The sequence below is a fragment of the Flavobacterium sp. LB2P53 genome, from assembly GCF_003970305.1.
Taxonomy (GTDB): domain Bacteria; phylum Bacteroidota; class Bacteroidia; order Flavobacteriales; family Flavobacteriaceae; genus Flavobacterium.
The window spans coordinates 158,858-185,205 of record NZ_RYDG01000001.1 but is presented as its reverse complement, the minus strand read 5'-3'; the positions used below and the strand labels follow the sequence as shown (position 1 = coordinate 185,205).

Sequence of the window (26,348 nt, the reverse complement as noted above, 5' to 3'; positions counted from 1 at the left end):
TCAAATATATTATGTCAAAAACAGCAACATTAGAAATCGACGGAAAAAAAATTGAACTGCCTATAGTAGTAGGTAGCGAAAATGAAGTTGCCATCGATATTAACAAATTACGTGATTTATCCGGTATAATTACTCTTGATCCGGGCTATAAAAATTCAGGTTCTTGTAAGAGTGATATTACTTTTCTGGACGGAGAATTAGGAATTCTTCGCTACAGAGGATACGCTATTGAAGATTTAGCAGAAAAAGCTGATTTTCTTGAAGTGTCTTATCTTTTAATTTTTGGAGAATTGCCTACTACTAAACAGTTGGCGCAATTTGAAACGGATATCAGAAAATACACGCTGGTCAATGAAGAAATGAAAAACATCATTGATGGTTTTCCAAAAACAGCCCATCCAATGGGTGTTTTAGCTGCTTTGACGAGTGCATTGACTGCGTTCAACCCTAAATCGGTTAATGTAGAGAATGAAAAAGAAATGTATGAAGCAGTTTGTAAAACCATGGGGAAATTCCTGGTTATTGCCACTTGGACCTACAGAAAAAGTATGGGTTATCCTTTGAATTATTATGATAACACTAAAGGGTATGTGGAGAATTTCATGCATTTGATGTTTGAATTGCCTACAGAGCCGTATACGCCAAACCCTGTGGTAGTAGATGCATTAGACAAGTTGTTTATACTTCATGGCGATCATGAGCAAAACTGTTCCACTTCTACCGTTAGAATGGTGGGTTCCTCACATGCGGGATTGTTTGCATCAATATCTGCCGGAGTTTCAGCTCTTTGGGGTCCTTTGCACGGAGGTGCCAATCAGGCAGTTCTTGAAATGCTGGAAGAAATCCATAGAAATGGCGGTGATGCAGATAAATATATGGCTAAAGCCAAAGATAAAAATGATCCTTTTAGATTGATGGGTTTTGGACATAGAGTCTATAAAAACTTTGATCCAAGAGCAAAAATCATCAAAAAAGCAGCAAATGAAGTTTTAGCAACTTTAGGAGTTGAAGACCCAATTCTTGCTATTGCTAAAAAGTTAGAAGCAGCGGCTTTGGAAGATGAGTATTTCAAATCAAGAAATTTATATCCTAATGTAGACTTCTACTCTGGAATTATTTACAGAGCGCTAGGAATTCCTACCGATATGTTTACGGTTATGTTTGCCATAGGGCGTTTGCCGGGTTGGATTGCACAATGGAAAGAAATGCGAGAAAATAAAGAGCCTATCGGAAGACCAAGACAAATTTACACAGGACATCCTTTGCGAGAATTCAAGACCTCTGATAAAAGATAAAAGATAAAAAGCTTCACAAATTTGTGAAGCTTTTTTTATATTTGCTAAAAGTTAAAGATACATGTTAGAATTAAATGTAAATAATGAAACTTCAAGACTAAGGGCAGTTGTTTTGGGTTCTGCAGTACATAACGGGCCAACGCCAAAACGAGAAGAGGCCTATGATCCAAAATCGTTAGAGCATATATTGGCAGGGACTTATCCGATCGAGACAGATATGGTTCGAGAAATGGAAGCCTTCAATCGGGTTTTTGAAAAATATGATGTAACGGTGTTTCGTCCTGAAATGATTGAAAATTACAATCAAATATTTACCAGAGATATTGGCTTTGTAATTGGAGATGTTTTTGTAAAATCGAATATATTGCCGGATCGCGAGCGGGAATTAGACGCGATTCAGTACGTAATAGACCAAATTGATCCTCAAAAAGTAGTGCGCCCCCCAGAAGAAGTACACATAGAAGGAGGGGATGTGATGTTGTGGAATGACTATATCTTCGTTGGTACATATAAAGGAAGTGATTACCAGGATTATATTACAGCACGGACGAATCTTCAGGGTGTTCAGTACATCAAAGACCTGTTTCCTACTAAAATTGTAAAGGGATTTGACCTAGTAAAGTCTAAAATTGAAGCAAGGGATAATGCCTTGCATTTAGACTGTTGTTTTCAGCCTGTTGGAATTAATAAAGGGATTATATACAAAAATGGATTTCGAGAAGAAGCCGATTATTTATTTCTGGTTAATCTTTTTGGGAAAGAAAATTTATTTCACGTCACTAGAGACGAAATGTATCACATGAATTCTAATATTTTTTCTATCGATACCACTGTTGTGGTTTCCGAAAGAAATTTCACCCGACTGAACAATTGGTTGCGAGCAAACGGTTTTCTGGTAGAAGAAATTCCTTATGCCGAAATTGCAAAACAAGAAGGGCTATTGCGCTGTTCGACCTTGCCTTTGATTCGAGATTAATTCAATTTTAAAAACGTATTGTGGTAGAGACGCACTGCAGTGCGTCTCTACCACAAAAATAAAACACAAAAACCCATGAAACAAACAACAAATTCGATATTGATGATTCGCCCAGTAGCGTTTAGAATGAACGAACAAACGGCAGTAAATAATTATTACCAAAAAGTAGTAGACGGTCTTTTGCCTGCAACGGTAAACGCTAAAGCACAACAAGAATTTGATGCTTTTGTCGAAAAACTAACAGCAGTCGGGGTTGATGTTACGGTTGTTGATGATACCCTGAATCCAGATACACCAGATAGTGTTTTTCCAAACAACTGGATTTCTTTTCACGAGAATGGAGATGTGGCTTTATATCCTATGTTTGCTGAAAATCGCCGTCACGAGCGCCGCGAAGATATTTTAGATGTTCTGGAAGACAAAGGATTTGTGATTCATAATATTGTTGATTATACATCGGCAGAGGAAGATGGATTCTATTTGGAAGGAACAGGAAGTTTGCTTTTGGATAGAACTAATGCTAAAGCATATTGCGCTTTGTCACCAAGGGCTGATGAAGAGTTGTTTATCGAATTCTGTGAGGATTTTGACTATGCTCCAGTTATTTTTGAAGCATTTCAAACCGTCGGTTCGGAACGAAAATTGATCTACCATACCAATGTGATGATGTGTCTGGGGGACACTTTTGCTGTGATTTGTTCGGAGTGTATTGATGATAAAAAAGAACGTAAAATGGTCCTGGATAGCCTAAAAGAAAACGGGAAAGAAATCATTTTAATTACGGAAGCCCAAATGAATACTTTTGCAGGAAACATGCTTGAAATTCGTGGGGCAAAGGACAAACGATATTTAGTGATGAGTGCTGCTGCACATCAGAGTTTGACTTCAAAACAAATTGAACAACTGGAGCGACATGCTGAAATTTTGAGTTCGAGCCTGGATACTATTGAAGCATGTGGGGGTGGCAGTGCCAGATGTATGATGGCTGAGATCTTTTTGCCAAGAAAATAATTGTACAATTCAGGCAAATACACTGCGTTTTGCCTGAATTTAATCTTAGATCAAATTGCCTTTAATAATATTGATAATCGCACTTACAATATATTGGATTCCTATAGCAATTACAATAAAACCAATGATTCTGGAGATCGCTACAATTCCGGATTCTCCAAGTATTTTTGCTAAATAATGAGCACTTTTCAAGATGATGAAAATAGCAACTGCGATAGCAAGAATGGCAAAGGATGAAATGATAATTTCGCTAGTTGTATTGTGTTCCTGATAAAAAGCAATCAGCAGCGAAATAGATCCAGGTCCGGCTAGCATAGGGATAGCTAGTGGAGTCAGAGCGATGTCATTTCTTTTTTGAGCATCGTTTTCTGCTTTTTTGGTGATCCCCCTCTTTTTGTTAAATTGTCCCGAGAGCAATGAAAATCCCGAGTTTACTATGATAAGTCCTCCGGCAATTCGAAGCGCATCGATGCTAATGCCAAAAAAAATCAGCATATATTGCCCAATAAAAAAAGAGACAATTAAGATGATAAACACATTTATCGCTGTCCACAATGAAATCCTGGAACGTTCTTTTTTTGTGTCATGTTGTGTAAGTCCTACAAAAATAGGAACAGTACCAATAGGGTTCAACACGGAGAAAAGTGCGACAAACAGATAAATAAAAAGATCCATATTTTATATTTAAGGGTGTAAAAATACTCTTTTTTTACTTTTTAATGTTAGGGAAATGTTTTTATTGCATTGATAACTAAACTTGAAAATTCCGAAACGGACAAACCTTTTTGATTACTTTTGCTGCATATACTTATAGAAAATGACAAAGAATAAAAAAACACTAGTTCTGGGAGCAACTACTAAACCAGAGAAATACGCCTTCAAAGCGATCACTATGTTGGTAGACAAAGGACATTCGGTGCTTGCTTTAGGACAAAATGCTGGTGAAGTGGCCGGTGTGAAAATCCAGACCAAAGCCATTCCCATAAAAAATATAGATACCGTTACCCTTTATTTGAACCCTGCACGTCAGCGCGATTATTACAATTATATCGTCGAGGCTAAACCTAAACGTGTTATTTTTAATCCGGGAACTGAAAATCCAGAATTGTACCAATTGCTGAAGCTGAATGATATCAAAGTAGAAATAGCCTGTACCTTAGTATTATTGACTACTAACCAGTATTAATATTTTTTTTGGAGCTACCTCCAGCTGTTCGCTATATCTTTTCTTGTCCCGTTTTTAAAACGGGACAAGAAAAGGATGCCGCTGCCATCTGGGCTAAAACTAAAATCGTGTTTCTGAAGCCGCTTTTTTGCTAATTAACCACAATCCAAGAAAAGTAATAAGCCCGTTTACAATGATCAGCTCATTGTCAAAGACGTATCCAAAAAACAATGTTTTTGAATGTTCGCTGATAAGGTATGTGAGTGCAGGAGACAACAAACAAATTATCGGGACCAGTTTGTCTTTGACCGTTTTTGACTGTGCAAACAGCCCGAAACAATACAATCCTAAAAGTGGTCCATACGTGTAGGAGGCCACCCTGAAAATCATTCCTACTACGGAACTGTCATTTATGGAATTAAAGAAAATAATGACCAGAAACATCAAAAAGGAAAACGCAACATGAACCAGATGTCTGTCTCGGACTACATTAGGTTTGTTCAGGTTCTCCGCTTTGTCCATTCCTAAAAAATCCACACAAAACGAAGTCGTAAGCGCTGTTAATGCAGAGTCAGTCGTAGCAAAAGTTGCGGCCGTCAATCCCAATAAGAATATAACTGAAGGTATCAGAGCCAGGTGATTAAAAGCAATTTCCGGGAAAAGCAAATCGGTTCTGGGCTTTCCGGTGTTTAAATCGGTGGGGATTTCAACCCCGTTTTTAGCGGCATAAACATACAGTAGCGCACCTACGCTCAGGAAAAATATATTGATAAGTACAAATATTCCGGTAAATGTGAACATGTTTTTTTGAGCTTCACCAATGGTGGCACAACTCAGGTTTTTTTGCATTAAATCCTGATCCAGACCTACCATGGCAATGGTTACAAAAATCCCTCCCAGAATTTGTTTGACAAAATGGAACTTACTCGACACGAAATCCTCAAAGAAAAATACTTTCGAATAGTTACTGTTTTTTACGGTTTCAAAAGCTTCTAAAGCATTTAAATTCAAGCTTCTGCAAATAAAGAAAATAGTCATGAAAACAGAGGTCACTAAGAAAAAAGTTTGTAAGGTATCCGTAATGATAATGGTTTTGAGTCCGCCACGATAGGTATATGCAAAAATTAAAGCCAGCGAAATCAGCACGGTAAAGGCAAAGGGAATGTTGTAAAAGTCAAAAACATAGCGCTGTAAAACGATCACCACAAGATACAATCGAAACGCAGAGCCTATTGTTCGGCTGATCAGGAAAATTGTTGCGGCAGTTTTATAGGAATACAACCCCAATCGCTGCTCGATATAGCCGTAAATCGAAGTCAGATTCATCCGGTAGTACAGAGGCAACAGCACTTTTGCAATAACTATAAAGCCAATGGCATTTCCCAGAACAAATTGAAAATACTTGAATTGTTCTCCGTTTGGCGCACCCACTTCTCCCGGCACCGAAATAAAAGTTACCCCGGAAAGCGCAGTCCCAATCATCCCGAAAGCCACTAAATACCATTTTGAGTTTTTATTGGCTTTGAAAAAAGCCTCATTGCCACTGTCTTTTCTACTTACAAAATGGGAAATCAAAAATAAAATCCCGAAGTAGATTACAATTAACGATAGAATGGTGAATGGTGTCATTTTTTTGAGTTTACAGGCAGCAAAATACGATTTTTTGTTTAATGAGTCATTTCTGGATCCGGATTCCCTTTGGCACATCACGAATAGCTACTGCTTAATTGGTTTGTATGCAACATTATAAACGATTTTATTTTAATATCGCCTACTAAAAGTATTGCTTTACGTCCAAAGCACTTCTGTTGAAAAAGGATTCTTTTTTATATAATGGCTTTTGCAAGCGACTCTATTTGTCAGTTTGGGTGTAGCCGAGAACCCTTGTTGCCTATCTACTGCACTCGATAAAAATGGCATTAAGTTTTTTTCATCAGTTCGAGTTGAGAAAAATTTGTGACAGGAAAAATTTCTACCGGGCATCAAGAATCCTAACGTTTTGATAGCTTCTCGACACAATTTTAATCAGTAACGCTTTCGCATTACTATTCAAAAGTACTCGAAGTGAGGGCAGAAACAGCGCAGCCTTAATGACATTGCACCCAATAGTAGAAAAAACGGCGGACTAAAATCGAATAACTAAAGTATACAATCGATTCAAGAAATAACCGATTAAACAAATAAACAAATTGCTACATTTGCAGTTATGGAATTTTCTTCAAAATTAATAGAAAGGGCAGTCAATGAAATGTCTCAGTTGCCAGGAATTGGTAAGCGAACTGCACTGCGACTGGTGTTGCATTTATTAAAACAGCCCAAAGAGCAAACAGGATTTCTAGCGCAAGCCTTGGTGGCAATGCGGGAGGATATAAAGTATTGTGCGAGTTGCCATAATATATCGGACAGTGCGTTGTGTGAAATTTGTGCCAACAAAAACAGAAATCATCAAATTGTTTGTATTGTGGAGGATATCCGTGATGTTATGGCGATCGAGAATACAGGACAATTCAGAGGAATTTATCATGTTTTGGGCGGTAAAATTTCACCTATTGACGGCGTGGGCCCCAGTCAGTTGAACATCAATACTGTAGTTGAAAAAGTAAAATCCGGTAGTGTCAATGAGATTATATTTGCGTTAAGCTCCACAATGGAGGGAGATACTACCAATTTTTATATTTACAAACAAATTGGGGATTGCGGGATTATTATATCAACAATCGCCAGAGGAATTTCAGTAGGTGATGAGCTGGAATATGCAGATGAAGTTACCCTGGGCAGGAGTATTTTGCAAAGAGTTCCTTTTGAAAAGACTTTTAAAAATAATTAATTTGTTTAATGAATAATGTTGCTTTTTAAATCGTAAATGAAAAGTTATATTTGTCGCTTAAAAATATTGTAAATGAGCAAGTCGGTACTCTGTTTGTTGTTAGTTATAAGTGTGTTGCTTTTTTCCTGCATCCCTACTAAAGATTTAATTTATCTTCAGAAAAAGGATACCTCAGCACAAGAATCTACTATTGCTGTGGTAGGATCTAAGCCTTATCGGTTGCAAACAAATGATGTGTTGAGTATTACTATAAAAGCGATAGACCCTAAATTAGTTGCTATTTTTAGTCCTATAAGCGAAGTCGGTTCTGTAGGAAAATCAGAATCCGCATTGTATTTTGATGGATTTACAGTAGACGATCATGGAAACATAAGGGTTCCGGTCTTAGGAGAATTAAATGTTATTGGTTATACGCTGGATGAAATCAGAGTGAGAATCGAAAAACAATTGTTAGCGGAGTATTTTAATGCCGAAGCTAATATTTTTGTAACCGTAAAATTATCGGGGTTTAGATATACGATCAACGGGGAAATTGGCAGTACGGGAACAAAAACATTATTTCAAGAGCAGGTAAATATAATGGAAGCCATAGCAAATGCCGGAGATATCTCTATAACAGGAGACCGAAAAGCAGTTACCATCATGCGAAAAACACCAACAGGAGTTCAAATGCATGATCTGGACTTGACGGACATCAATGTGATGCAATCGCCTTATTATTACTTACAACCTAATGATTATGTTTATATCAAACCGCTCAAGCAAAAAACCTGGGGAACCGGGAAAACAGGAATTGAATCCTTAGGAACTATTATTACGTTGCTGTCTTTGGCCACAACGACCTTTCTACTATTAAGAAATTAAAACAGCATTCAGAAAATGTTAGATATAAAAGATTTTTCGATTTTTGAAAATCAAGTCAGTTTTGATTTTAAGGGATTTTTAATGAAAATCGGAAGTTATTGGAAGTGGTTTTTACTTAGTTTAATAATCACTTTTACTATTGCCTATCAGGTCAACATCCGTAAAGAAAAAATATATGGCATGGAGACCCTCATTGCCATAAAGGAGGAAAGTAACCCTCTTTTTACTTCTAATACCAGTTTGGTTTTTAATTGGGGCGGTACATCTGATCAGGTTCAATCCATCTCTACAACACTGCAATCCAGATCACACAATGAGTTAGTGGTAGATAAACTGCAGTATTATATTGATTACTTAGTTCAGGGCGAATACAATATGGTAGATGCCTACGGAGCAGTTCCATTCTATGTAAATATTGATAAATCGAAAGGGCAGTTAGCAGGAAATTTAATTGGAATTACGTTTCTAAGCGAAAATGAATATGAAATCAGAATTCCATTTGGGAATCAAAACGTCTCGGTCGTCACGTACTCCAATAATTCCTATGGCAATACAGCAGTCGAAATTGGTGATTTTGTAAAAAGATACAAAGTAGGAGAGTCTGTTTCATTACCCTTTTTGAATTGGAAATTACAAATAAAAGACAATCCCGGTTTTTACAAAGGAAATGAATATTTTGTGCGGTTTAATGATTTTGACGAAACAGTAGCTGGATATAAAGGGATCAGTTTGCGCTCAGATGATAAAGGCGGTTCTATAATTACCCTGGGAATGCAGGGTACTAATAAAGCCAGAATAGTCGAATATTTGAATTCGACTGTTGAAATGCTGATCAAAAGACAGTTAGATAGTAAAAACCAGTTTGCTACCAATACGATTGCTTTTATAGACAGTACACTGATTGCCATGGAATCCCAGCTCAAAGAAACCGGGAATGAGCTAAAAACATTTAGAAAAGATAAAAACATTTATGATATTGAAGCGGGTGGTGCTAAATTCTCGGATAAGATTCTGGAATTTGATGTAGCCAAAGATGAAGTGACCCGTAAACTGTCCTATTACAATTCGTTAAAGGCTTATTTGAAAAACAGCACCAACTATGCAAAACTTCCAGCGCCATCTGTAGCGGGAATAGAAGATCCTAATATTGTAGTTAATGTTTCAAAATTGATCGCCTTGTCTACCCAAAGATCCGAAATGGCCTATGCCGTAAAAAGCGAGAAGATATTTAAGGATTTTGACAATCAAATGGAGGCGGTCAAAAATGTACTGTTAGAAAATATAGCTACTGCAAAAGCTTCGCTGCAATATGATTTAGCGATGGTGAGCAGTAAAATTAATGAAACCGAAAGTACCATAAAACAACTCCCGGAAGACCAGCAAGAGCTCGTTAAAATCAAAAGAAAATATGATTTGAGTGATAATATTTACAGCACCTTTCTTCAAAAAAGAAGTGAAGCAGATATTGTCAAAGCAGCGAATCTATCGGATGTTCAGTTTATAGATCCCGCAAAGGATATTGGCGGCGGATTAATAGGCCCTAAAACATCCGTCAATTATATATTGGCCTTATTTCTGGGAATACTTGTTCCGTTGATTTTTGTATTTGGCATTTTTTTTGTCAATAATTCGATTCAAAATACGGAGGACATCAGTAAGTTGACAAAAATTCCTTTGATAGGCGTAGTCGGTGTCAATAAAGAAAATACAAATTTAGCAGTGTTTGACAGGCCTAAATCATCGTTGTCGGAATCTTTTAGAGCTATTCGGTCCTCGCTCCAGTTTTTGTACAAACAACAAAATGTAGATGGTGCCAAAACACTGATGATAACCTCCTCCGTTAGTGGTGAAGGAAAAACATTTTGTTCCATAAATATCGCTACCGTATTTGCCCTGAGCGAGAAAAAAACAGTTGTTATTGGCCTTGATTTAAGAAAACCAAAACTGGCTACTGAATTTAATTTATCTAATGAAGCCGGGATTGTAAATTACCTGATCAAGCAAAAAACGGTTGACGAAATTATAAATCACACCCACATTCCTTTTCTGGATGTGATTCTCTCCGGACCGGTTCCTCCCAATCCATCGGAGATGATCATGAGTGACGGAATGGGAGAGCTGATTGAAGAATTAAAGAAAAAATACGATTATATAATATTAGATACACCTCCGGTAGGGTTAGTGTCAGATGCACTAGAATTAGCACAATATTGTGATGTTACCCTTTATATTGTGAGGCAGAATTTCACTAAAAAAGACATGATTACCTTGTTGAATAATCGTATAAAACGAGGGGAATTAAATAATGCCAGTATAATTTTGAATGGTCTGGAGAATAAAGCTAAATACGGAACGGGGTATGGGTATGGCTACGGATATGGTACCTATACTAATGACTATTACGAAGAAGACAAACCCAAAAGTATGTATGAAAGAGTGGCTCAGAAAATACTTAATAGACCCAGAAAGTAATTTATTGATTACAGATATAGTTAAAAAGATGCATTTTAGGGCATTTACTTTTTAGATTCAAAAACTTTTACCACGAATTTCACAAATTTTCACAAATTAATTCGTGATAATTTGTGAAATTCGTGGCAAATAAATAAGGGATACCACCGTGTAGACTTTAAGTCTGCCAACAAAAACTATGAACTTTTAGTTTATAGTGGTTTATTTTTTTTAATACAGAAAAATCAAATGAAAGAAGATATAAAAAAAACAGTGTTAATCACTGGAGGAGCGGGATTTATAGGCTCTAATCTGTGTGCCCATTTTTTGTCTAAAGGCTATAAGGTGGTTTGCCTGGATAATTTTGCCACCGGGCACCTGCATAATTTAAAAGACTGCATAAACCATCCTGATTTTCGTTTGATAGAAGGCGATATTCGGAATCCGGAAGAGTGTCAAAAAGCAGTCAAAGGCGCAGATTATGTGCTGCACCAGGCGGCTTTGGGATCTGTTCCCCGTTCTATCAATGATCCGGTGACCACGAATGACGTGAATGTATCCGGATTTTTGAACATGCTGGTGGCAGCAAGAGACGAAAAAGTGAAGCGATTTGTGTATGCGGCAAGTTCCTCTACCTACGGCGATTCAGAAGCGTTGCCCAAAGTAGAAAATACTATTGGGAAGCCGCTTTCTCCGTATGCAATAACAAAATATGTAAATGAATTGTATGCCGAAATTTTTAGCACAACCTATGGTTTAGAGACCATAGGACTGCGTTATTTCAATGTTTTTGGACGGAAGCAAGATCCCAATGGCGCTTATGCAGCCGTTATCCCGAAATTTGTGATGCAATTCATGCAACACGAAAGCCCAAAAATAAATGGTGACGGGAATTATTCCCGCGATTTTACTTATATTGACAATGTTATTCAAATGAATGAGTTGGCGATGTTAACTCAAAATCCAGAAGCGATCAATACGGTGTATAACACGGCGTGTGGCGATAGGAATACGTTGAATGATTTAGTGGGCTATTTGAAAGATTTTTTAACAAAATACGATTCTGAAATTGCAAACGTTACTGTAGTGTATGGTCCTAACAGAGCGGGTGATATTCCACATTCCCTGGCTAGTATTGATAAAGCAAAAGCCCTACTGGGATACAATCCAAAATTTGGTATGCAAGAAGGATTGAAAGAGGCGGTGCACTGGTATTGGGATAATTTATCGTAATACCGTATACCGTAGAGACGCGATAAATCGGATCTACATTGCGGATTTGATGCATTGCGAAATGTAGAGATGCGATAAATCGCGTCTGTACTGGGATTAAAAAAAATAAAAAAATATATAGATGAAAATCACAAAAATTTGTTGCATTGGAGCTGGGTATGTTGGTGGTCCGACGATGGCGGTTATTGCTCAAAAATGTCCGGAGATACAAGTTACAGTAGTCGATTTGAACGAAGAGCGCATTGCGGCTTGGAATGATACCGACACGGCCAATATTCCTATATATGAACCCGGATTGGACGTTATTGTTGCCGAGGCTCGGGGAAGGAATTTGTTTTTTTCTACGAATGTTGATAAAGCCATAGACGAAGCCCAGATTATATTTATCTCCGTGAATACCCCCACTAAAACGTATGGTAAGGGAAAAGGTATGGCGGCTGATTTAAAATACATAGAGCTTTGTGCCAGACAAATTGCACGTGTAGCCAAAGATAATAAAATAGTAGTGGAGAAATCGACACTACCGGTGCGAACTGCAGAAGCAATTAAGAGTATACTTGATAATACCGGGAATGGAGTACAGTTTCAAATCCTGTCAAATCCTGAGTTTTTAGCAGAGGGAACAGCTGTTACTGATTTGTTGCATCCGGATCGGATTCTTATTGGAGGCGATCCTTCGGAGGAAGGTAAAAAAGCGATTCAGGCCTTAGTCGATGTCTATTCGAATTGGGTGCCTGCCGCTAAAATATTGACCACTAATGTTTGGTCTTCTGAATTGTCTAAGCTTACCGCCAATGCTTTTTTGGCACAACGTATTTCTTCCATCAATGCCATGTCAGAACTGTGTGAGAAAACGGGAGCCGATGTCAATGAAGTCGCTAAAGCGATTGGAATGGACAGCAGAATTGGATCTAAATTTCTAAAAGCCTCCGTTGGTTTTGGAGGTTCTTGCTTTCAAAAGGACATTTTAAATTTAGTGTACATTGCAAAATCCTATGGTTTGAATGCCGTTGCAGATTATTGGGAGCAAGTTATTATCATGAATGACCATCAAAAAAGACGTTTCTCCAATTCTATTGTTCAAACGCTTTACAATACGGTTTCCGATAAGAAAATTACTTTTTTGGGTTGGGCATTCAAGAAAGATACGAATGATACCAGAGAATCAGCAGCAATTTATGTAGCTGATGATTTGATCAATGAACACGCAAAAATTGCGGTGTATGATCCTAAAGTTTCTAACAAGAAGATCTTGGGGGATTTAAATTATTTGGAAACCAGAAATGCAGAGGCGAATGCGAACAGTGTGCGTTCCTTTTTGGACCCGTACGAAGCCTGTCAGCAGGCACACGCTATTGCGATACTGACAGAGTGGGATGAATTTATCCACTACGACTGGCAAAAAATATATGATTCGATGCAAAAACCTGCTTTTATTTTTGATGGTAGAAATTTGCTGAACGGCCCGGAATTAAAAGCGATTGGTTTTGTGTATCAGGCGATAGGTTCGTGAGGGGTTAAGCGGTTAAAAAATTAAAGGTTAGATGGTTAAACGATTAAACGGTTAAACATTTAAAAGCTGATTGTGCTCAGCGGGTTGCTAGTAGTTTTCAAGTAATGAAATAGAACAAAACGTCTCGCTACGCTTCGCACTCGAAGTGTCGTGTATTGAGAACCGTTTTTAAATAAATAATTCAAAAAGTGTATTCTGAATTCGGATAGGGAGAATTAATTTTATGGCAATACAAGATAAAAGATGAATTGGTATGTAGTGTATACAAAACCCAAATGGGAAAAAAAAGTGGCAGAACAATTACAAAAGATAGGTGTGGAATGCTACTGTCCTTTGGTAACCCAAATGCGACAATGGTCTGACCGCAAGAAAAAAGTGGAAGTACCTCTTTTTAATTCCTATGTTTTTGTACAATTAGAAGATTCGAAACGGAATTTGGTGTTTCAATCCGTTGGTGCAGTCCGCTATTTGTATTGGTTAGGAAAACCAGCAATTGTGCGTGATGAAGAAATTGAAGTCATCAAGAAATGGCTCAACACTTCGGATTGTGTTGATCTCACTGTGGCCTCATATCAAATTGGGGAAACGATACAATTAGAATCGGGACCTTTTGCCGACCAAAAAGCCACAGTTCAGGAAATGACCAATACCCATTATGTGCTGGTTTTGGAATCTTTAGGATGTGTGTTGAAAATGAAACGATGAGTTTTTAGTGTGCGAAGTGAGGAGAAGAAAATAGAGAAAAGAATAAGCTGTTTCAACCGTCACTTCGAGTAATTTAGAAGAGTAATGCGAATGCTTTACTATTCTAAATTGTATCGAGAAGCCTTCATAACACAAGGGTTCTCGATACTTCGCCGCAATTTTCTATCGCAAATTGCTGCTCCACTCGAACTGACGAATCTTTATAGTAATTAATTGTGGCAATTAGTGAGTAGTGAAGTTCGTTTATAGTACAACCTAATGCTCATTAAAAGGCCCATTTAAAAAAAAGATTCCAAAAAATGAAAGACATTATATTAAAAGCCGAAAACATCTCCAAGCAATACCGACTGGGCCAGGTAGGAACGGGTACTATGGCGCATGATTTGAACCGCTGGTGGCATCAAGTGCGTGGCAAAGAAAATCCGTATCTCAAAATTGGCGACACCAATGACCGCAGTACCAAAGGTACGAGTGATTATGTCTGGGCATTGCAGGATATTAATTTTGAAGTAGAACGCGGTGAGATTCTTGGGATTATTGGCAAGAATGGCGCAGGAAAGTCTACTTTGCTCAAAATATTATCCCGCGTTACAGCGCCTACAACAGGAAGCATTAAGTTTGGAGGCCGTGTGGCTTCCTTGCTCGAAGTAGGAACCGGATTTAATGGCGAAATGACCGGCAGAGAAAACATTTATCTCAATGGGGCTATTTTAGGGATGACCAAAAAAGAAATAACCTCCAAGATTGATGCCATTATTGATTTCTCCGGTTGCGAACGCTACATTGATACCCCCGTAAAACGCTATAGCAGCGGAATGTATGTTCGACTGGCTTTTGCAGTAGCCGCATTTCTGGAGCCTGAAATTTTGATTGTAGATGAGGTTTTGGCCGTGGGAGATGCCGAGTTCCAAAAGAAAGCGATTGGCAAGATGCAGGATATTTCCAGAAAAGGAGGTAGAACGGTTTTGTTTGTGAGTCATAATATGGCGGCGGTGCGGAGTTTGTGTACAAGGGGAATTGTGTTAGAGAATGGGAAGGTAGTGTTTGATGGGGGGATTGAGGAGAGTGTTGATTTATATCATAATGTTTCTTCAAATTTTGAATCTTTTTATAAAAGAGATATTTCGAAAGACTTTAGCGAAATTGTAATAGATGAAATAAATATCAATAATGAGGGAGGAAACTTAGAAAGCCGTTTTTATTATGATCAAAATATTGTAATTGATTTTAAATTGAATTCAAAATTCAAAATAAAAGATAATAATCGTTACAAAATGTTTTGTACAATTGTCAGCAAGAATGGTCAAAGAGTATGTTCATATGAAACCAATCTGATTAAATCTGAAAAAATACGATTAACTATTGAAGCAGAATTTTTGGTAAGAGGCGAGTATTTTTTAAATGCGTTTATACATGTCCCTCAACAATTAAGAATTGATGAAGTAAATGAAGTTTGTCTGTTTGAGATTTTAGATGAAAAATCTAGTTTGAGCATTCATGGATTATACAATTACGGACAAGTATTTGGAAAAGGGAAATGGGATGCTATTTTTTAGATGAAAAATTTTTATAAATTGTAATTGTATTTTTTGTAATAAACATTTAGTAATATTAGATAAATGATTAAAATTTTAAAAAAATATTTTAAACCACCTTATTATTTCTTAATTGGAAAAAAACAGGGTACAAATGCAATAGCGCGATTTGTGCCTACTGAAAAAGAATTTTTAGGAAAAAAATTATATATCCATGATATCGCATCATTTAATTTGTGTAACGAGGAATTGTTTCAACTTGAAATGTATAAGTTTAAGGCTAGTCGTCCTAATCCTTGTATAATAGATTGTGGGGCAAATTTAGGGATGAGTATCATTTATTTTAAGCAATTATATCCCAATGCTTCTATAATTGCTTTTGAAGCAGATGAGCATATTTTTGGTTTTTTGGAAAAAAACGTTGAATCATTTGGATATAATGATGTAGAGTTAATCAATAAGGCAGTTTGGAATTGCGATGACACCTTGTCATTTATTGTTGAAGGAGGTGCAGGAGGAAGAATAGAAGAAGAAACTTCAAAAGGGAAATACAAAAAAGTAGTTTGTACCAGTTTAAAAAAATATTTGAAAGGACGAAAGGTTGATTTTTTAAAAATTGACATAGAAGGAGCGGAATTCGAAGTGATAAAAGACTGTGAGGATGAATTGAAAAATATTGATTATCTCTTTATTGAATACCACAGCATGCCAGATCGAGAGCAAAATTTGCATAAAATTTTGAAAATTGTACAAAAAGCAGGTTTTAGTTATCATATTAAAGAAGCTTATACTGCAAAATACCCATTTATAGAAAGAAATTTAAACTTCGGAATGGATTTACAGCTAAATGTTTTTTGCTACAAAACAAAATAATTGCAATTCAATGTATACTATTATAATGTCAAAAATTCAAACATTACTGAAAACATATGTAACAACTGGGTATTATGGTATAAAGTGTCTTGTTAAAGATAAATTTTTTCCATACAAAGGGAGGACTATTAAAAGAATGGATCTTTTTTTAAAATATTTTAATGGAAAAATAGGGATAGAAATAGGAGGGCCTAGTGCTATTTTTTCAAAAGAAATTCCAATTTATCAGGTTATAGATAGTTTAGACGGATGTAATTTCAGTTCTCAAACCATTTGGGAAGGTACTATTGTTGAAGGCCAAAATTTTAATTATTTAGGAAGTAAAAAAGGATACCAATACATTTGTGAAGCGAGTAACCTTAAAGAAATACCTGATAACAAATATGATTTCCTTATTGCAAGCCATTGTTTAGAACATTGTGCCAACACGTTAAAAACAGTTAAAGAATGGGTGAGAGTTATTAAAAAAGGCGGTGCTATTTTACTTATTTTACCGGATAAAAGATATACATTTGATCATAATCGTCCTATCTCTACTTTTGGTCATTTTGAAAATGATTTAAATAATGGGATTAATGAAACCGATTTGACACACCTAACCGAAATTTTAGAGTTACATGATTTGAATATGGATTTAGCTGCCGGAACTAAAGAACAATTTAAAAAAAGGTCTTTTGCTAATCACGAAAATAGATGCTTGCACCATCATGTTTTTGACTTCAAATTACTGAAAAATGTCTATAAGTATTTTGATATTAAGGTAGTTAATTTGACTTTTGTAAAACCTTATCATCAAATAATTTTAGGTATTAAGCGATGATTTCAATAATTATTTGTTCTCGAACCCAAAACATTTCTTTTAATTTATCTGAGAATATAAAAAACACGATTGGTTGTGATTATGAATTAATTGTCATTGATAATTCAAACAATAAATATTCTATTTTTGAGGCCTATAATTTAGGGATAGAAAAAAGTAGGAATGATTATTTGTGTTTTATGCATGATGATGTCTTATTGCATACTCAAAATTGGGGTCTACTAGTGAAGAATTTATTCGACCAAAATGAAGAATTTGGGTTGCTGGGGGTTGCCGGTGCTAAATCCAAAACAAAGATGCCATCGGCTTGGTGGGATTGTCCAGAAGAGGATAAATTTCTTTATTTAAAACAACATTTAAGAAATGGCAATGTTGAAGATTGGGACCAAGGTTTTAAGAATAAAAATATAGAAAAAGTGGTTGCAATAGATGGATTTTTTATGATTGCTCGAAGAGATAAACAGTTTCGTTTTCAGGAATCTACCAAGGGTTTTCATTGTTATGATTTGAACATATCATTCGAGTACATCAAGCTGGGTTATAGTATTATAGTGGTTAATTCAATAGTAGTGGAACATTTTTCTTTGGGAAAGTTAGATAAAAATTGGTATTTGACCTCTATAATAATGCACAAAATATACTCGAATTTGCTCCCTTTAAAAGTTGAAGAAGGAATAGTCTGCAAGGATTTTGAGTTTAAAAACGGAACAAATTTCATAAAAGGTTTGCTTTACTACAGGTTAAAAAAACAAGCCTTCTTACTTTGGATACAATTAATTATTTTAAAGCCTATTACAGGATGCCATTTTAAATTTTTGAAACAAATGCTAAAATAAATGCTAGCAATAGTCATTCCATATTATAAAATTACTTTTTTTGAGGATACTTTAGAGTCTCTGGTGAATCAGACAGACAAACGGTTTAACGTTTATATTGGTAATGATGCTAGTCCAGAAGATCCAGAGTTTTTATTAGAAAAATATATAGCGAAATTTGATTTTGTGTATCATGGTTTTGAAAATAATTTGGGCAGTATTTCGTTGACACAACACTGGGAACGTTGTATTGCATTATCCATTAGTGAAGAATGGATTATGATTTTGGGGGATGATGATGTGCTGGGGGTAAATGTAGTGGAAGCTTTTTATGCTAATTTATTAGAAATAATAAAGAAGGAAATTCATGTCGTTAGGTTTCGGACAAGTGTCAAACTTAATGATTCGCTTAGTACAAGATATAAAACGGTACATCCAAAAATTGAAACCATTTCCGATTTTTATTATCGAAAGTTTAAGGGGCTTACAAGAAGTTCTTTGTCGGAATATATATTTGAAAGAGAAGTATACACAAAAAATAAATTTAAAGATTATCCTCTTGCTTGGCATAGTGACGATATAGCGTGGCTTGATTTTTCCGAGAATAAGCCAATTTATTCTATTAGTGATGCAGAAATTGTAATTAGAATTTCTGATCAAAGTATTTCTGGAAAGACAAATGATAAGCCTCAAAAGGATCGGGCTAGATTGCTTTTTTTTTCGGAGTTAGTTACAAATTCATTTGATAAGTTTTCCAATAAAACTAAATTGTTGCTGTTATTAAGATATGAAGTGATTTTAAAAGATCAGAATAAAATGAATGCAGAAAGATGGTTTTTTATTGTAAAAAAATATATAAAGATTGGTTCTTTTGTAGCAGTAGCTAAAGTTTTTAGAAGAATATTAATTAATAAGTTTTTAAAATGACTCCATTAGTTTCTATAATTATTCCTACTTATAATAGAGCAAACCTTATTACTGAAACTCTCAATAGCGTTTTGAAACAAACGTATTTTAATTGGGAGTGTATTATTATAGATGATGGAAGTACGGATAATTCATTAGTAGTAATTCAAAAATATTTAAATAAAGATTCAAGGTTTTTATATTTATTGCGACCAGATTATAAAAAGAAAGGTCCTTCTTCTTGCCGGAACTATGGAATAGAAAAAGTAACAGGGGATTATATAATTTTTTTAGATTCGGATGACTTATTAGCAATAACTTGTTTAGAAAATCGAATTGAGTTTGCAATGCAAAATTTAGAATATGATTTTTGGATTTTTAAAATGGCGGCTTTTAATAATACAATTAACAATTTTGAATTTGTTTATGAGAATATTATAGCGAAAAATGAAAGCTTATTTTGTAAAAAAGAGTTTATGAAAGGTAATCATCCATTTGTTATTACTGGACCATTATGGAAAAAGAGTGTTTTGGTTGAACTAGATGGATTTAACGAGCAAATGACGATGATTGAAGATCCAGAGTTACATTTAAGAGCATTGAAAAAATATCGATTGAAATTCTCTAATTATACTGAGCCAGACTGTTTTTATAGATTGAATAATTTTGCTGCTAAACGACCAGTAAAATTAGAATTAGAAAATGCTTTTGTTTTTTTTAATTGTCATTTAAATAACATAGATAGGGATCTTTTAGTTAGTTTTAAGAAAACCATTAATAATTTAATTTTTGAAAATAAGAAATACAACTATTTTATTAGATTCTATATACTTGGTAATAAATTAGGCATTTTGTCAAATAATAAAATATTTTTTGGGGCTCTAATTCTGATTTATAAATCTTTTGGTTTTGATAAATTTAAAGGATTAGGTTATTACAGATTTAAAAAAATATTTAATAATTTTTAGTTTAATAAATTATAAGATGAATTTTATAAAAAAAATATTACTTAAGATAAATATCTTTTTTAAACCCAAACAAATCATTAATTTGAATGAGAACAATAATATCTCGTTTTTTAAAAATGTAGAATTTAAAAGTTCGAAAATAGATATTTACTCCTATATTGCAAACAATTCGATTATACATAACACTGAAATAGGAAAGTTTTGTTCAATTGGCCCAAATGCAGTAATTGGTTTTGGAGATCATCCAACAAATATGTTGTCAACTTCCCCTGTATTTTACAGTTCTGATTGTAGTTTCGATTTAAAACCTTTGGATAATTTATATTATGGAAAAAAAAAAGTGCATATTGGCAATGATGTATGGATTGGTGCCAATGTATTTATAAAAAATGGAATAACAATAGGAGATGGTGCTATCATTGGGGCTGGAGCTGTTATTTTAAAAAATATTCCTGCTTATGCAATTGTTGTCGGTGTTCCAGGAGTTGTTAAGTCATATCGTTTTTCTCAAAGCACGATAAGGAATTTGTTATCAATTAAATGGTGGGATTTATCTCCTAAAGTTATAAGAGAAAATTTCGAACTATTTACGTCGGATAAAATAATTGAAAATTTAGAGTTGATTTCACGATTAAAATAAATCGAACCGTAATTTGTTAAATAATGCAATATCCCAAAATATCAATTATTATAACCTGCTACAATCTAGGTAATTATCTAAATGAAGCTATTGCAAGTATCAAGAGTCATTTTCCACTGGACGATTCTGAGATTATTGTTGTAAATGATGGTTCTATAGATCAGGTTACTATTGAAATTTTAAAAGCAATAGAGCAGCAAGATAAATCGATATTTGTTCTGAATCAATGCAATATGGGCTTGGCAAAAGCAAGAAATAATGGAATTAAACAGGCCAAAGGGAAGTATATTATTCCACTAGATGCTGATAATAAATTGAGACCTGAATTTATTAAACAAACAATAAGTATTTTAGACAATAATCCAGAGATAGATGTTGTTCATGGTAATGCTCAAAATTTTGGAAATAAAGTTAGCATTTGGAAATCCAAACCTTTTTATTTTCCGGAGATGCTACTCAATAATTATATTGATGCTTGTGCCGGCTTTAGAAAATCTACTTGGGAAAAGTTGGGTGGATATGATGAAAGAATGCCTGTTATGGGTTTCGAAGATTGGGATTTATGGCTTCGAATGGGTAATGCAGGTTGTAATTTTCAATATGTGGATGAACTGTTTTTTGACTATAGGGTTAGAGATAATTCGATGCTGTCAGAGGCTTGGCAAAAAAGACCAGAGTTGTTAGATTATATTTTCAATAAAAAAGAATTAAAACATTTAGCACTATTTAGAGAAAGTGTTATCGAAAATAAAAAACTTAAACAGGAACCCTCTTTTAATTTTTTAATAAAAACGATACTTAAAAAAGTAAAACGAAAATTGCCTTTCTAAATGATTAATTCTAAAAAAATATTCTTTACTACTGAAAATATTTCTTGGGGTGGAAGCGAGTTGCTTTGGTCTAGAACTGTTGCAGAATTATCTCAATTTAGTTTTTCTATAGCTGTTTGCGTTCATGAAAAACTAAAACTTCCTCAAGAGTTACTTTCGCTCGAAAAAGATAGTAAAATACAAATCTTTATACATTCAAATTCTATCTTGTCCATATGGAAACGAATGCTGAATCGATTTTTGCCCTACCGTAAACGATTTAAATCTTCTAATTTACGGCATAAATTTATTCTTGATTTCAACCCGGATTTAATAGTAATGAATCAAGGTTTCAATTTCAACGCTGTAGATTTGATGTTATTTGCGCTAAAAAACAACCTAAGCTTTGTGACAATTTCTCATGCCGTAAATGAAGGATTGTGGCCCAATTTAGACTTGAGAAAAAAAATGCTTCAAGGTTTTAATAAAAGCCAGAAAAATTATTTTGTGAGTCATGACAACCTTTTAGTGACTCAAAATCAGTTAGGAATCATATTGGATAATGCTGCTGTTATTCGCAACCCGTATAATGTGTCTTTTGCAATTGATTTAGATTTCCCAAAACTGGATACTTTTCATTTGGCTTTTGTGGGAAGATATGATTTCTGTGCAAAAGGTCAGGATGTTTTACTTCAGGTTCTAGCTGAAACGAAGTGGAAAAGTAGAAACTTGTGGGTAAATTTTTATGGAGAAGGGAATGATGTAGAAAATTTGAAGGATTTGGTTGAAATGTATCAATTAACCAATGTAATGATACATTCTCATACGGCAACAGAAGAAATATGGAAAATGAATCAAGGTCTAATTTTAACCTCAAGATTTGAAGGCTTACCTATTGTAGTTGTAGAGGCAATGCTTTGCAAGCGATTGGTAATTGTTACCAATGTAAGCGGAAACGCCGAATTTGTTCAGGATAATGAGTCTGGTTTTATTGCTGCTGCACCAAGACCAGAATATGTGGATGAAGCCTTAGAACGCGCTTGGGAACAAAGAAAGAATTGGGAAGCAATAGGGAATAAGGCAAGAGAAGAAATTATAACTTTAATTCCCGAAAACCCAGCGGTTGACTTTGCAAATGAGTTAAATTATCTTTTAAGTAGTTTATAATGTATATTAAGGTCTACTTTATTTTAGCACATAAGAACCCAAGCCAAATTCAGGATTTGATAGCATTGTTAGATGATAATAAATCTTTGTTTTTTATTCATTTAGATAAAAAAGTGAATCAAAAGGAATATGAAAATTCAACTAAAAATTCATCCTGTCATTTTGTAAAAAACAGAGTGTTGTGTGACTGGGGGACCTACAGTTTAGTACAAGCTACTTTAAATACAATGAAAGAAGTGCAAAGGTTTATGATCGAGCATTATACACATTCAGACTATCATTTTATCATGCTTTCCAGCGAGGATTTACCGTTAAAAAGGAATGAAGCTATTCACGAATTTTTAGAAAGCAATATAGATACTTCATTTTTAGATTATTGGAAATTACCTTATAATAAATGGTGGGGAGGAGGTTTGTTTCGATTAGAAAATTTTTATTTTTTTCAATATAAAAAATTTCCTAAACTGAATTACTGGACTAACAGAGTTATAAAAAAAATGCATTTTAGTTTCTTGTTACCTTTAAATCGATTTAAGAATCGATTTCCAAATTTCCAAATTTATGGAAGCAGCCAGTGGATGATTTTGACTAAAGATTTGTTAGGATTTATTCTTGAAAAAAGTAATAAAAACATAAAGTTCAACTCTATATTTAAATACGTTTTAGCTCCAGATGAATTGTATTTTGCAACTGTGATTTTAAATTACAATTTGCAAGATCAATTTGTGGTATGTGATAAAAAAACTCATTTAGTTTGTTTTAACGGAGCAGAAGCCAGTCCAAGATATTTGAAAGTTGGAGATTTATATTGTGTTGAAGAAGGTCTCTTATTCGCAAGAAAATTCGATCCTGAAAATAATGCAAAAACCATTAACGCTGTAAAAAAAATGATTAGCCAATGAAAAAGCTAGCAGTCTTAATGCCTACTTATAACTGTGCAAAATATTTGCAGGAAAGTATCGATTCAATTTTAAATCAAACATATTCAGATTTTGATTTTTATATCTACGATGATTGTTCCACAGATAATACTATTCAAGTTATATCAGGTTATAGTGATAAGAGAATTATTTATATAAAAAATTTCGAGAACTTTGGTATTGCCAAAACTTTAAATTTAGGCTTTGAAAAATTATTACCTTCTTATCAATACATCGCCAGAATGGATGCTGACGATTGGTCATTCCCAGAAAGGTTTCAAAGACAAATTGATTATTTGGAACGGAACAAAGAAGTAGTTATGTGTGGAACCCAGGGATATTGTTTAAAAAACATGAATGATAATCCTATATCCGCTTGGGAATATCCCTTCAAGAATGACTATATCAAATACTATTTACTCTTTTCGGCTACTTTTCATCATCAATCTATTGTTTTTCGATCAGAATTTTTAATCAGAACTCATTTGAGATATGATGAAACAATTCAAACCTGTGAAGATTGGGATTTTTGGACCCACATAGTAAAAGAAGGAAATGTCGTAAACTTACCAAATTTTTTATTAAAATGTAGAGTCCTTCCAAATAGTAATCATCGTTCTCCTGAAAATAAAAATAAGCATATTAAAGAACGATCAAAAATCATTTCTAGATATTGGGCTGATTTTAATATTATACTTTCGGTTGACGAAGTGTATGAATATTATTACGGAAATAAATTATTGTCTTCAGCAGATTTTATTAAGAAAATTAAATTCTTGATAATTCAATTTAATACTTTGTATTTAAAAGAGTTACAGATGGACCCTGATGACAGAAAGAAATTTAGGTATTTATTAGCCAGAAGGATTTTAAGTTATTGGAAACGATCAACAGTAAATAGATTTAATCCTTTAATCTGGTTTGTAATAATAAAAGAGGTGAAGTTCATGAGTAAAATAAGATTAATAAAAAGCCTAATCCGATAAACACTTTATGCAAACATCTATATTAATTGTATCTAAAAATAGAAAATCTGAATTGGAATATACGTTAAATATTTTAGCTCAGATAATTGATTTTTCTGAGAATGAAGTTTTGGTATTTCTTGATGGTTGCATTGATAATTCTAAGATATTAAAAGAAAAATTCTGTTGGGTTGGATGGTTTTCTTCTGAAAAAAGCATAGGAGCTTCTGCTGCCAGGCATCAACTATATCCAAAAGCCAAAGGACAATTTTTAATAGGTTTTGATGATGATGCCCATCCTTTACAGTCCGATTTTATTACAAGAACCCTAAGTGTTTTTGAAAGGTATCCAATAGTTGGTATTGTTGCTTTTCAGGAAATAAAAGGTGTGTTTGGCTCAGATCAAGAGGCCTTAAGTCAGGTTAACTCAATAGCGGAAGAATATTTTACCAATGAATTTATAGGCTGTGGATTTGCTATCCGCAAAGAGGCGTATCAGGCTACCAATGGTTTTCCGGTTTGGATTGATATTTATGGAGAAGAATCATGCGTTTCGATTGAAGTGTTAGCTGCGGGGTACGATATAATATATACCAACACAATACAAGTGAACCACCGTGTTAATTTAATAGAAAGAAAGAAAGCTGGACAAAATTATTTTAGATTTGGAAAACAATTAAAAAATTCTACTTATTATTTTTTAGTGTATTATCCGTATCCTTTAGGTAATATTTTGAAATTGTATTGGCATAATTTCAACAAGTATGCATTACGTGACATTAACTGTTTTAAGATTTTTTTTAGCGTTAGTGTTGAGGTTCTTAGGAGTATGCCCAGGATACTTACCTATAGAAAACCAGTTACTGCATTAGTACTTGATAAAATGAGAAAAGTAAAAGGGATGCAATTTTGAAACGCTAAAAAGCAAATTGATAAGACTTTATATCTACAAGAGTAATAAATCTCAGAGCGCATTTGAAATTCAAAAAAATAAGTATTTTTACAAGGATATAATTTTACTAATGAAAACGATTGCTATTATTCCTGCTCGTGGAAACTCTAAACGGTTGCCAAATAAGAATTTATTACTTTTAGGAAGAATTCCTTTATTGGTGCACAGTATTTTATTTGCCCAAAAAAATCCATCTATTATTGATGAAATCTATGTAACGACCGATAACGCAGCCATAAAAAACATTGCGCTGCAGTATGGAGTTACAGTAATTGACAGACCAGATGCTTTTTCAGGAGACTTGGAACCAACGATTAGTAGTGTCCAACATGTTTTAGAGACTATTACTCATGCAGTTGACACGGTTGTTTTGTTACAACCCACTAATCCGTTGCGACCAGAAAATTTGCTTCAGGAAGCCTATGTACGGTTTTGCATGAATGATGCTGACAGTCTTGTCACCGTAACCAGGAATCATCAAAAATTGGGAAAAATAATCAACAACAGTTTTGAACCTTATAATTACACAATAGGGCAACGCAGTCAGGATTTAGAGCCTCTTTATTTTGAAAATGGGTTGTTGTACATTACCAAAGCTAAAGTGATACTGGAGGGTAAAATAGTTTCTGAAAATAGTATCCCTTATGAAGTAAATCATATTTTTGCCAATGTTGATATCGATACGCTGGATGATTTTGATTATGCGGCGTATTTAATCAATAAAGCGTCTCGACTGCGCTCGAAGTGACAGTTGTAATGATTTGATTATTTAGTTGTACTATGAATTTGAAATAAATCGTCTCGGCTTTACTCCGACTGCGCTCAGTACAAACTTTCGACGTGACAGTTGTAGTGACTTCAGGATTTTATTGTCAAATCGAGCGCAGTCGAGATTGTCTTCATTGACTCTCGCTCAACGCAGGCTCGGTCGAGATTGA

At 34.5% G+C, this 26,348-nt stretch carries 25 protein-coding genes; 23 read left to right on the top strand and 2 right to left on the bottom strand.

The window, feature by feature from the left end; all coding sequences use genetic code 11:
* Positions 1-11 precede the first annotated feature (11 nt).
* From EKL95_RS00825 to ctlX, 3 genes are all read left to right on the top strand, one after another.
* Positions 12-1,295 carry a citrate synthase gene (locus tag EKL95_RS00825; RefSeq protein WP_126458918.1) on the top strand — a complete coding sequence of 428 codons (1,284 nt, stop codon included), beginning with the start codon at positions 12-14 and terminating at the stop codon, positions 1,293-1,295.
* 61 nt (positions 1,296-1,356) lie between these two features.
* Positions 1,357-2,271: a dimethylarginine dimethylaminohydrolase family protein gene (locus EKL95_RS00820; protein WP_126563339.1), complete on the top strand. Its 915-nt coding sequence runs from the start codon at positions 1,357-1,359 to the stop codon at positions 2,269-2,271.
* 75 nt (positions 2,272-2,346) lie between these two features.
* Positions 2,347-3,282 (top strand): citrulline utilization hydrolase CtlX, encoded by a 936-nt coding sequence (gene ctlX, locus EKL95_RS00815; RefSeq protein WP_126458924.1) that lies wholly within the window; start codon positions 2,347-2,349, stop codon positions 3,280-3,282.
* Between the two features lie 45 nt (positions 3,283-3,327).
* Here the strand turns inward: ctlX and EKL95_RS00810 are convergent, their stop codons facing one another.
* On the bottom strand, positions 3,328-3,957 hold the full coding sequence (locus EKL95_RS00810) for a MarC family NAAT transporter (RefSeq protein WP_126451852.1): 630 nt from the start codon (positions 3,955-3,957) through the stop codon (positions 3,328-3,330).
* Between the two features lie 142 nt (positions 3,958-4,099).
* On the opposite strand from EKL95_RS00810, the gene EKL95_RS00805 reads away from it, so the two are divergent.
* A complete protein-coding gene (locus EKL95_RS00805; RefSeq protein ID WP_126458928.1) occupies positions 4,100-4,468 on the top strand; it encodes a CoA-binding protein in 369 nt (122 codons plus the stop codon).
* A gap of 99 nt (positions 4,469-4,567) precedes the next feature.
* Here the strand turns inward: EKL95_RS00805 and EKL95_RS00800 are convergent, their stop codons facing one another.
* Positions 4,568-6,076, bottom strand: a complete 1,509-nt coding sequence (locus EKL95_RS00800) for a sodium:solute symporter (protein ID WP_126563338.1) — start codon at positions 6,074-6,076, stop codon at positions 4,568-4,570.
* A 577-nt stretch (positions 6,077-6,653) separates the two neighbouring features.
* Here EKL95_RS00800 and recR point away from each other — a divergent pair.
* The 19 genes from recR (at position 6,654) to EKL95_RS00705 (ending at position 26,158) form a co-directional block, all read left to right on the top strand.
* Positions 6,654-7,274, top strand: coding sequence for a recombination mediator RecR (recR, locus tag EKL95_RS00795; RefSeq protein ID WP_126451855.1), 621 nt, complete (start codon positions 6,654-6,656; stop codon positions 7,272-7,274).
* Between the two features lie 72 nt (positions 7,275-7,346).
* On the top strand, positions 7,347-8,138 hold the full coding sequence (locus EKL95_RS00790) for a polysaccharide biosynthesis/export family protein (RefSeq protein WP_126563337.1): 792 nt from the start codon (positions 7,347-7,349) through the stop codon (positions 8,136-8,138).
* Positions 8,139-8,153: 15 nt separating this feature from the next.
* On the top strand, positions 8,154-10,610 hold the full coding sequence (locus tag EKL95_RS00785; RefSeq protein WP_126563336.1) for a polysaccharide biosynthesis tyrosine autokinase: 2,457 nt from the start codon (positions 8,154-8,156) through the stop codon (positions 10,608-10,610).
* Positions 10,611-10,838: 228 nt separating this feature from the next.
* Entirely contained in the window at positions 10,839-11,822 is a 984-nt protein-coding gene (locus EKL95_RS00780) for an SDR family oxidoreductase (RefSeq protein WP_126458940.1), read from the top strand.
* Positions 11,823-11,943: 121 nt separating this feature from the next.
* Entirely contained in the window at positions 11,944-13,335 is a 1,392-nt protein-coding gene (locus EKL95_RS00775) for a nucleotide sugar dehydrogenase (RefSeq protein WP_126458943.1), read from the top strand.
* 243 nt (positions 13,336-13,578) lie between these two features.
* On the top strand, positions 13,579-14,040 hold the full coding sequence (locus EKL95_RS00770) for a UpxY family transcription antiterminator (protein ID WP_126458948.1): 462 nt from the start codon (positions 13,579-13,581) through the stop codon (positions 14,038-14,040).
* 299 nt (positions 14,041-14,339) lie between these two features.
* Positions 14,340-15,596, top strand: a complete 1,257-nt coding sequence (locus tag EKL95_RS00765; RefSeq protein ID WP_126563335.1) for a polysaccharide ABC transporter ATP-binding protein — start codon at positions 14,340-14,342, stop codon at positions 15,594-15,596.
* A 63-nt stretch (positions 15,597-15,659) separates the two neighbouring features.
* The gene (locus EKL95_RS00760; protein WP_126563334.1) at positions 15,660-16,448 is read left to right on the top strand and encodes an FkbM family methyltransferase; all 789 of its coding nucleotides are present in this window, start codon (positions 15,660-15,662) and stop codon (positions 16,446-16,448) included.
* A 25-nt stretch (positions 16,449-16,473) separates the two neighbouring features.
* Entirely contained in the window at positions 16,474-17,268 is a 795-nt protein-coding gene (locus tag EKL95_RS00755) for a methyltransferase domain-containing protein (RefSeq protein ID WP_158614832.1), read from the top strand.
* Entirely contained in the window at positions 17,265-18,104 is an 840-nt protein-coding gene (locus tag EKL95_RS00750) for a glycosyltransferase (protein WP_126458963.1), read from the top strand. Before EKL95_RS00755 ends, EKL95_RS00750 begins: the two co-directional genes overlap by 4 nt.
* On the top strand, positions 18,105-19,010 hold the full coding sequence (locus EKL95_RS00745; RefSeq protein ID WP_126458967.1) for a glycosyltransferase family A protein: 906 nt from the start codon (positions 18,105-18,107) through the stop codon (positions 19,008-19,010).
* A complete protein-coding gene (locus tag EKL95_RS00740) occupies positions 19,007-19,957 on the top strand; it encodes a glycosyltransferase family 2 protein (RefSeq protein WP_126563332.1) in 951 nt (316 codons plus the stop codon). The genes EKL95_RS00745 and EKL95_RS00740 overlap by 4 nt, the downstream gene beginning before the upstream one ends.
* Before the next feature lie 16 nt (positions 19,958-19,973).
* Entirely contained in the window at positions 19,974-20,597 is a 624-nt protein-coding gene (locus EKL95_RS15270) for a CatB-related O-acetyltransferase (RefSeq protein ID WP_126458973.1), read from the top strand.
* Between the two features lie 23 nt (positions 20,598-20,620).
* Positions 20,621-21,427 carry a glycosyltransferase family 2 protein gene (locus EKL95_RS00730; protein WP_126458976.1) on the top strand — a complete coding sequence of 269 codons (807 nt, stop codon included), beginning with the start codon at positions 20,621-20,623 and terminating at the stop codon, positions 21,425-21,427.
* The gene (locus EKL95_RS00725) at positions 21,428-22,573 is read left to right on the top strand and encodes a glycosyltransferase family 4 protein (protein ID WP_126563331.1); all 1,146 of its coding nucleotides are present in this window, start codon (positions 21,428-21,430) and stop codon (positions 22,571-22,573) included. It begins immediately after the preceding gene.
* Positions 22,573-23,475 carry a beta-1,6-N-acetylglucosaminyltransferase gene (locus tag EKL95_RS00720; RefSeq protein ID WP_126458981.1) on the top strand — a complete coding sequence of 301 codons (903 nt, stop codon included), beginning with the start codon at positions 22,573-22,575 and terminating at the stop codon, positions 23,473-23,475. Before EKL95_RS00725 ends, EKL95_RS00720 begins: the two co-directional genes overlap by 1 nt.
* Positions 23,472-24,479, top strand: a complete 1,008-nt coding sequence (locus EKL95_RS00715) for a glycosyltransferase family 2 protein (RefSeq protein ID WP_126563330.1) — start codon at positions 23,472-23,474, stop codon at positions 24,477-24,479. Before EKL95_RS00720 ends, EKL95_RS00715 begins: the two co-directional genes overlap by 4 nt.
* 7 nt (positions 24,480-24,486) lie before the next feature.
* Positions 24,487-25,371, top strand: a complete 885-nt coding sequence (locus EKL95_RS00710; protein ID WP_126458986.1) for a glycosyltransferase family 2 protein — start codon at positions 24,487-24,489, stop codon at positions 25,369-25,371.
* A 109-nt stretch (positions 25,372-25,480) separates the two neighbouring features.
* Complete coding sequence (locus EKL95_RS00705) at positions 25,481-26,158, top strand: cytidylyltransferase domain-containing protein (RefSeq protein ID WP_126563329.1); 678 nt, start codon at positions 25,481-25,483, stop codon at positions 26,156-26,158.
* Positions 26,159-26,348: the final 190 nt, after the last annotated feature.

Bases quoted from the DNA above. Each gene is read 5' to 3' on its own strand.
- EKL95_RS00825 (WP_126458918.1), top strand. From the start codon at position 12: ATGTCAAAAACAGCAACATTAGAAATCGACGGAAAAAAAATTGAACTG.
- EKL95_RS00820 (WP_126563339.1), top strand. From the start codon at position 1,357: ATGTTAGAATTAAATGTAAATAATGAAACTTCAAGACTAAGGGCAGTT.
- ctlX (WP_126458924.1), top strand. From the start codon at position 2,347: ATGAAACAAACAACAAATTCGATATTGATGATTCGCCCAGTAGCGTTT.
- EKL95_RS00810 (WP_126451852.1), bottom strand. From the start codon at position 3,957: ATGGATCTTTTTATTTATCTGTTTGTCGCACTTTTCTCCGTGTTGAAC.
- EKL95_RS00805 (WP_126458928.1), top strand. From the start codon at position 4,100: ATGACAAAGAATAAAAAAACACTAGTTCTGGGAGCAACTACTAAACCA.
- EKL95_RS00800 (WP_126563338.1), bottom strand. From the start codon at position 6,076: ATGACACCATTCACCATTCTATCGTTAATTGTAATCTACTTCGGGATT.
- recR (WP_126451855.1), top strand. From the start codon at position 6,654: ATGGAATTTTCTTCAAAATTAATAGAAAGGGCAGTCAATGAAATGTCT.
- EKL95_RS00790 (WP_126563337.1), top strand. From the start codon at position 7,347: ATGAGCAAGTCGGTACTCTGTTTGTTGTTAGTTATAAGTGTGTTGCTT.
- EKL95_RS00785 (WP_126563336.1), top strand. From the start codon at position 8,154: ATGTTAGATATAAAAGATTTTTCGATTTTTGAAAATCAAGTCAGTTTT.
- EKL95_RS00780 (WP_126458940.1), top strand. From the start codon at position 10,839: ATGAAAGAAGATATAAAAAAAACAGTGTTAATCACTGGAGGAGCGGGA.
- EKL95_RS00775 (WP_126458943.1), top strand. From the start codon at position 11,944: ATGAAAATCACAAAAATTTGTTGCATTGGAGCTGGGTATGTTGGTGGT.
- EKL95_RS00770 (WP_126458948.1), top strand. From the start codon at position 13,579: ATGAATTGGTATGTAGTGTATACAAAACCCAAATGGGAAAAAAAAGTG.
- EKL95_RS00765 (WP_126563335.1), top strand. From the start codon at position 14,340: ATGAAAGACATTATATTAAAAGCCGAAAACATCTCCAAGCAATACCGA.
- EKL95_RS00760 (WP_126563334.1), top strand. From the start codon at position 15,660: ATGATTAAAATTTTAAAAAAATATTTTAAACCACCTTATTATTTCTTA.
- EKL95_RS00755 (WP_158614832.1), top strand. From the start codon at position 16,474: ATGTCAAAAATTCAAACATTACTGAAAACATATGTAACAACTGGGTAT.
- EKL95_RS00750 (WP_126458963.1), top strand. From the start codon at position 17,265: ATGATTTCAATAATTATTTGTTCTCGAACCCAAAACATTTCTTTTAAT.
- EKL95_RS00745 (WP_126458967.1), top strand. From the start codon at position 18,105: ATGCTAGCAATAGTCATTCCATATTATAAAATTACTTTTTTTGAGGAT.
- EKL95_RS00740 (WP_126563332.1), top strand. From the start codon at position 19,007: ATGACTCCATTAGTTTCTATAATTATTCCTACTTATAATAGAGCAAAC.
- EKL95_RS15270 (WP_126458973.1), top strand. From the start codon at position 19,974: ATGAATTTTATAAAAAAAATATTACTTAAGATAAATATCTTTTTTAAA.
- EKL95_RS00730 (WP_126458976.1), top strand. From the start codon at position 20,621: ATGCAATATCCCAAAATATCAATTATTATAACCTGCTACAATCTAGGT.
- EKL95_RS00725 (WP_126563331.1), top strand. From the start codon at position 21,428: ATGATTAATTCTAAAAAAATATTCTTTACTACTGAAAATATTTCTTGG.
- EKL95_RS00720 (WP_126458981.1), top strand. From the start codon at position 22,573: ATGTATATTAAGGTCTACTTTATTTTAGCACATAAGAACCCAAGCCAA.
- EKL95_RS00715 (WP_126563330.1), top strand. From the start codon at position 23,472: ATGAAAAAGCTAGCAGTCTTAATGCCTACTTATAACTGTGCAAAATAT.
- EKL95_RS00710 (WP_126458986.1), top strand. From the start codon at position 24,487: ATGCAAACATCTATATTAATTGTATCTAAAAATAGAAAATCTGAATTG.
- EKL95_RS00705 (WP_126563329.1), top strand. From the start codon at position 25,481: ATGAAAACGATTGCTATTATTCCTGCTCGTGGAAACTCTAAACGGTTG.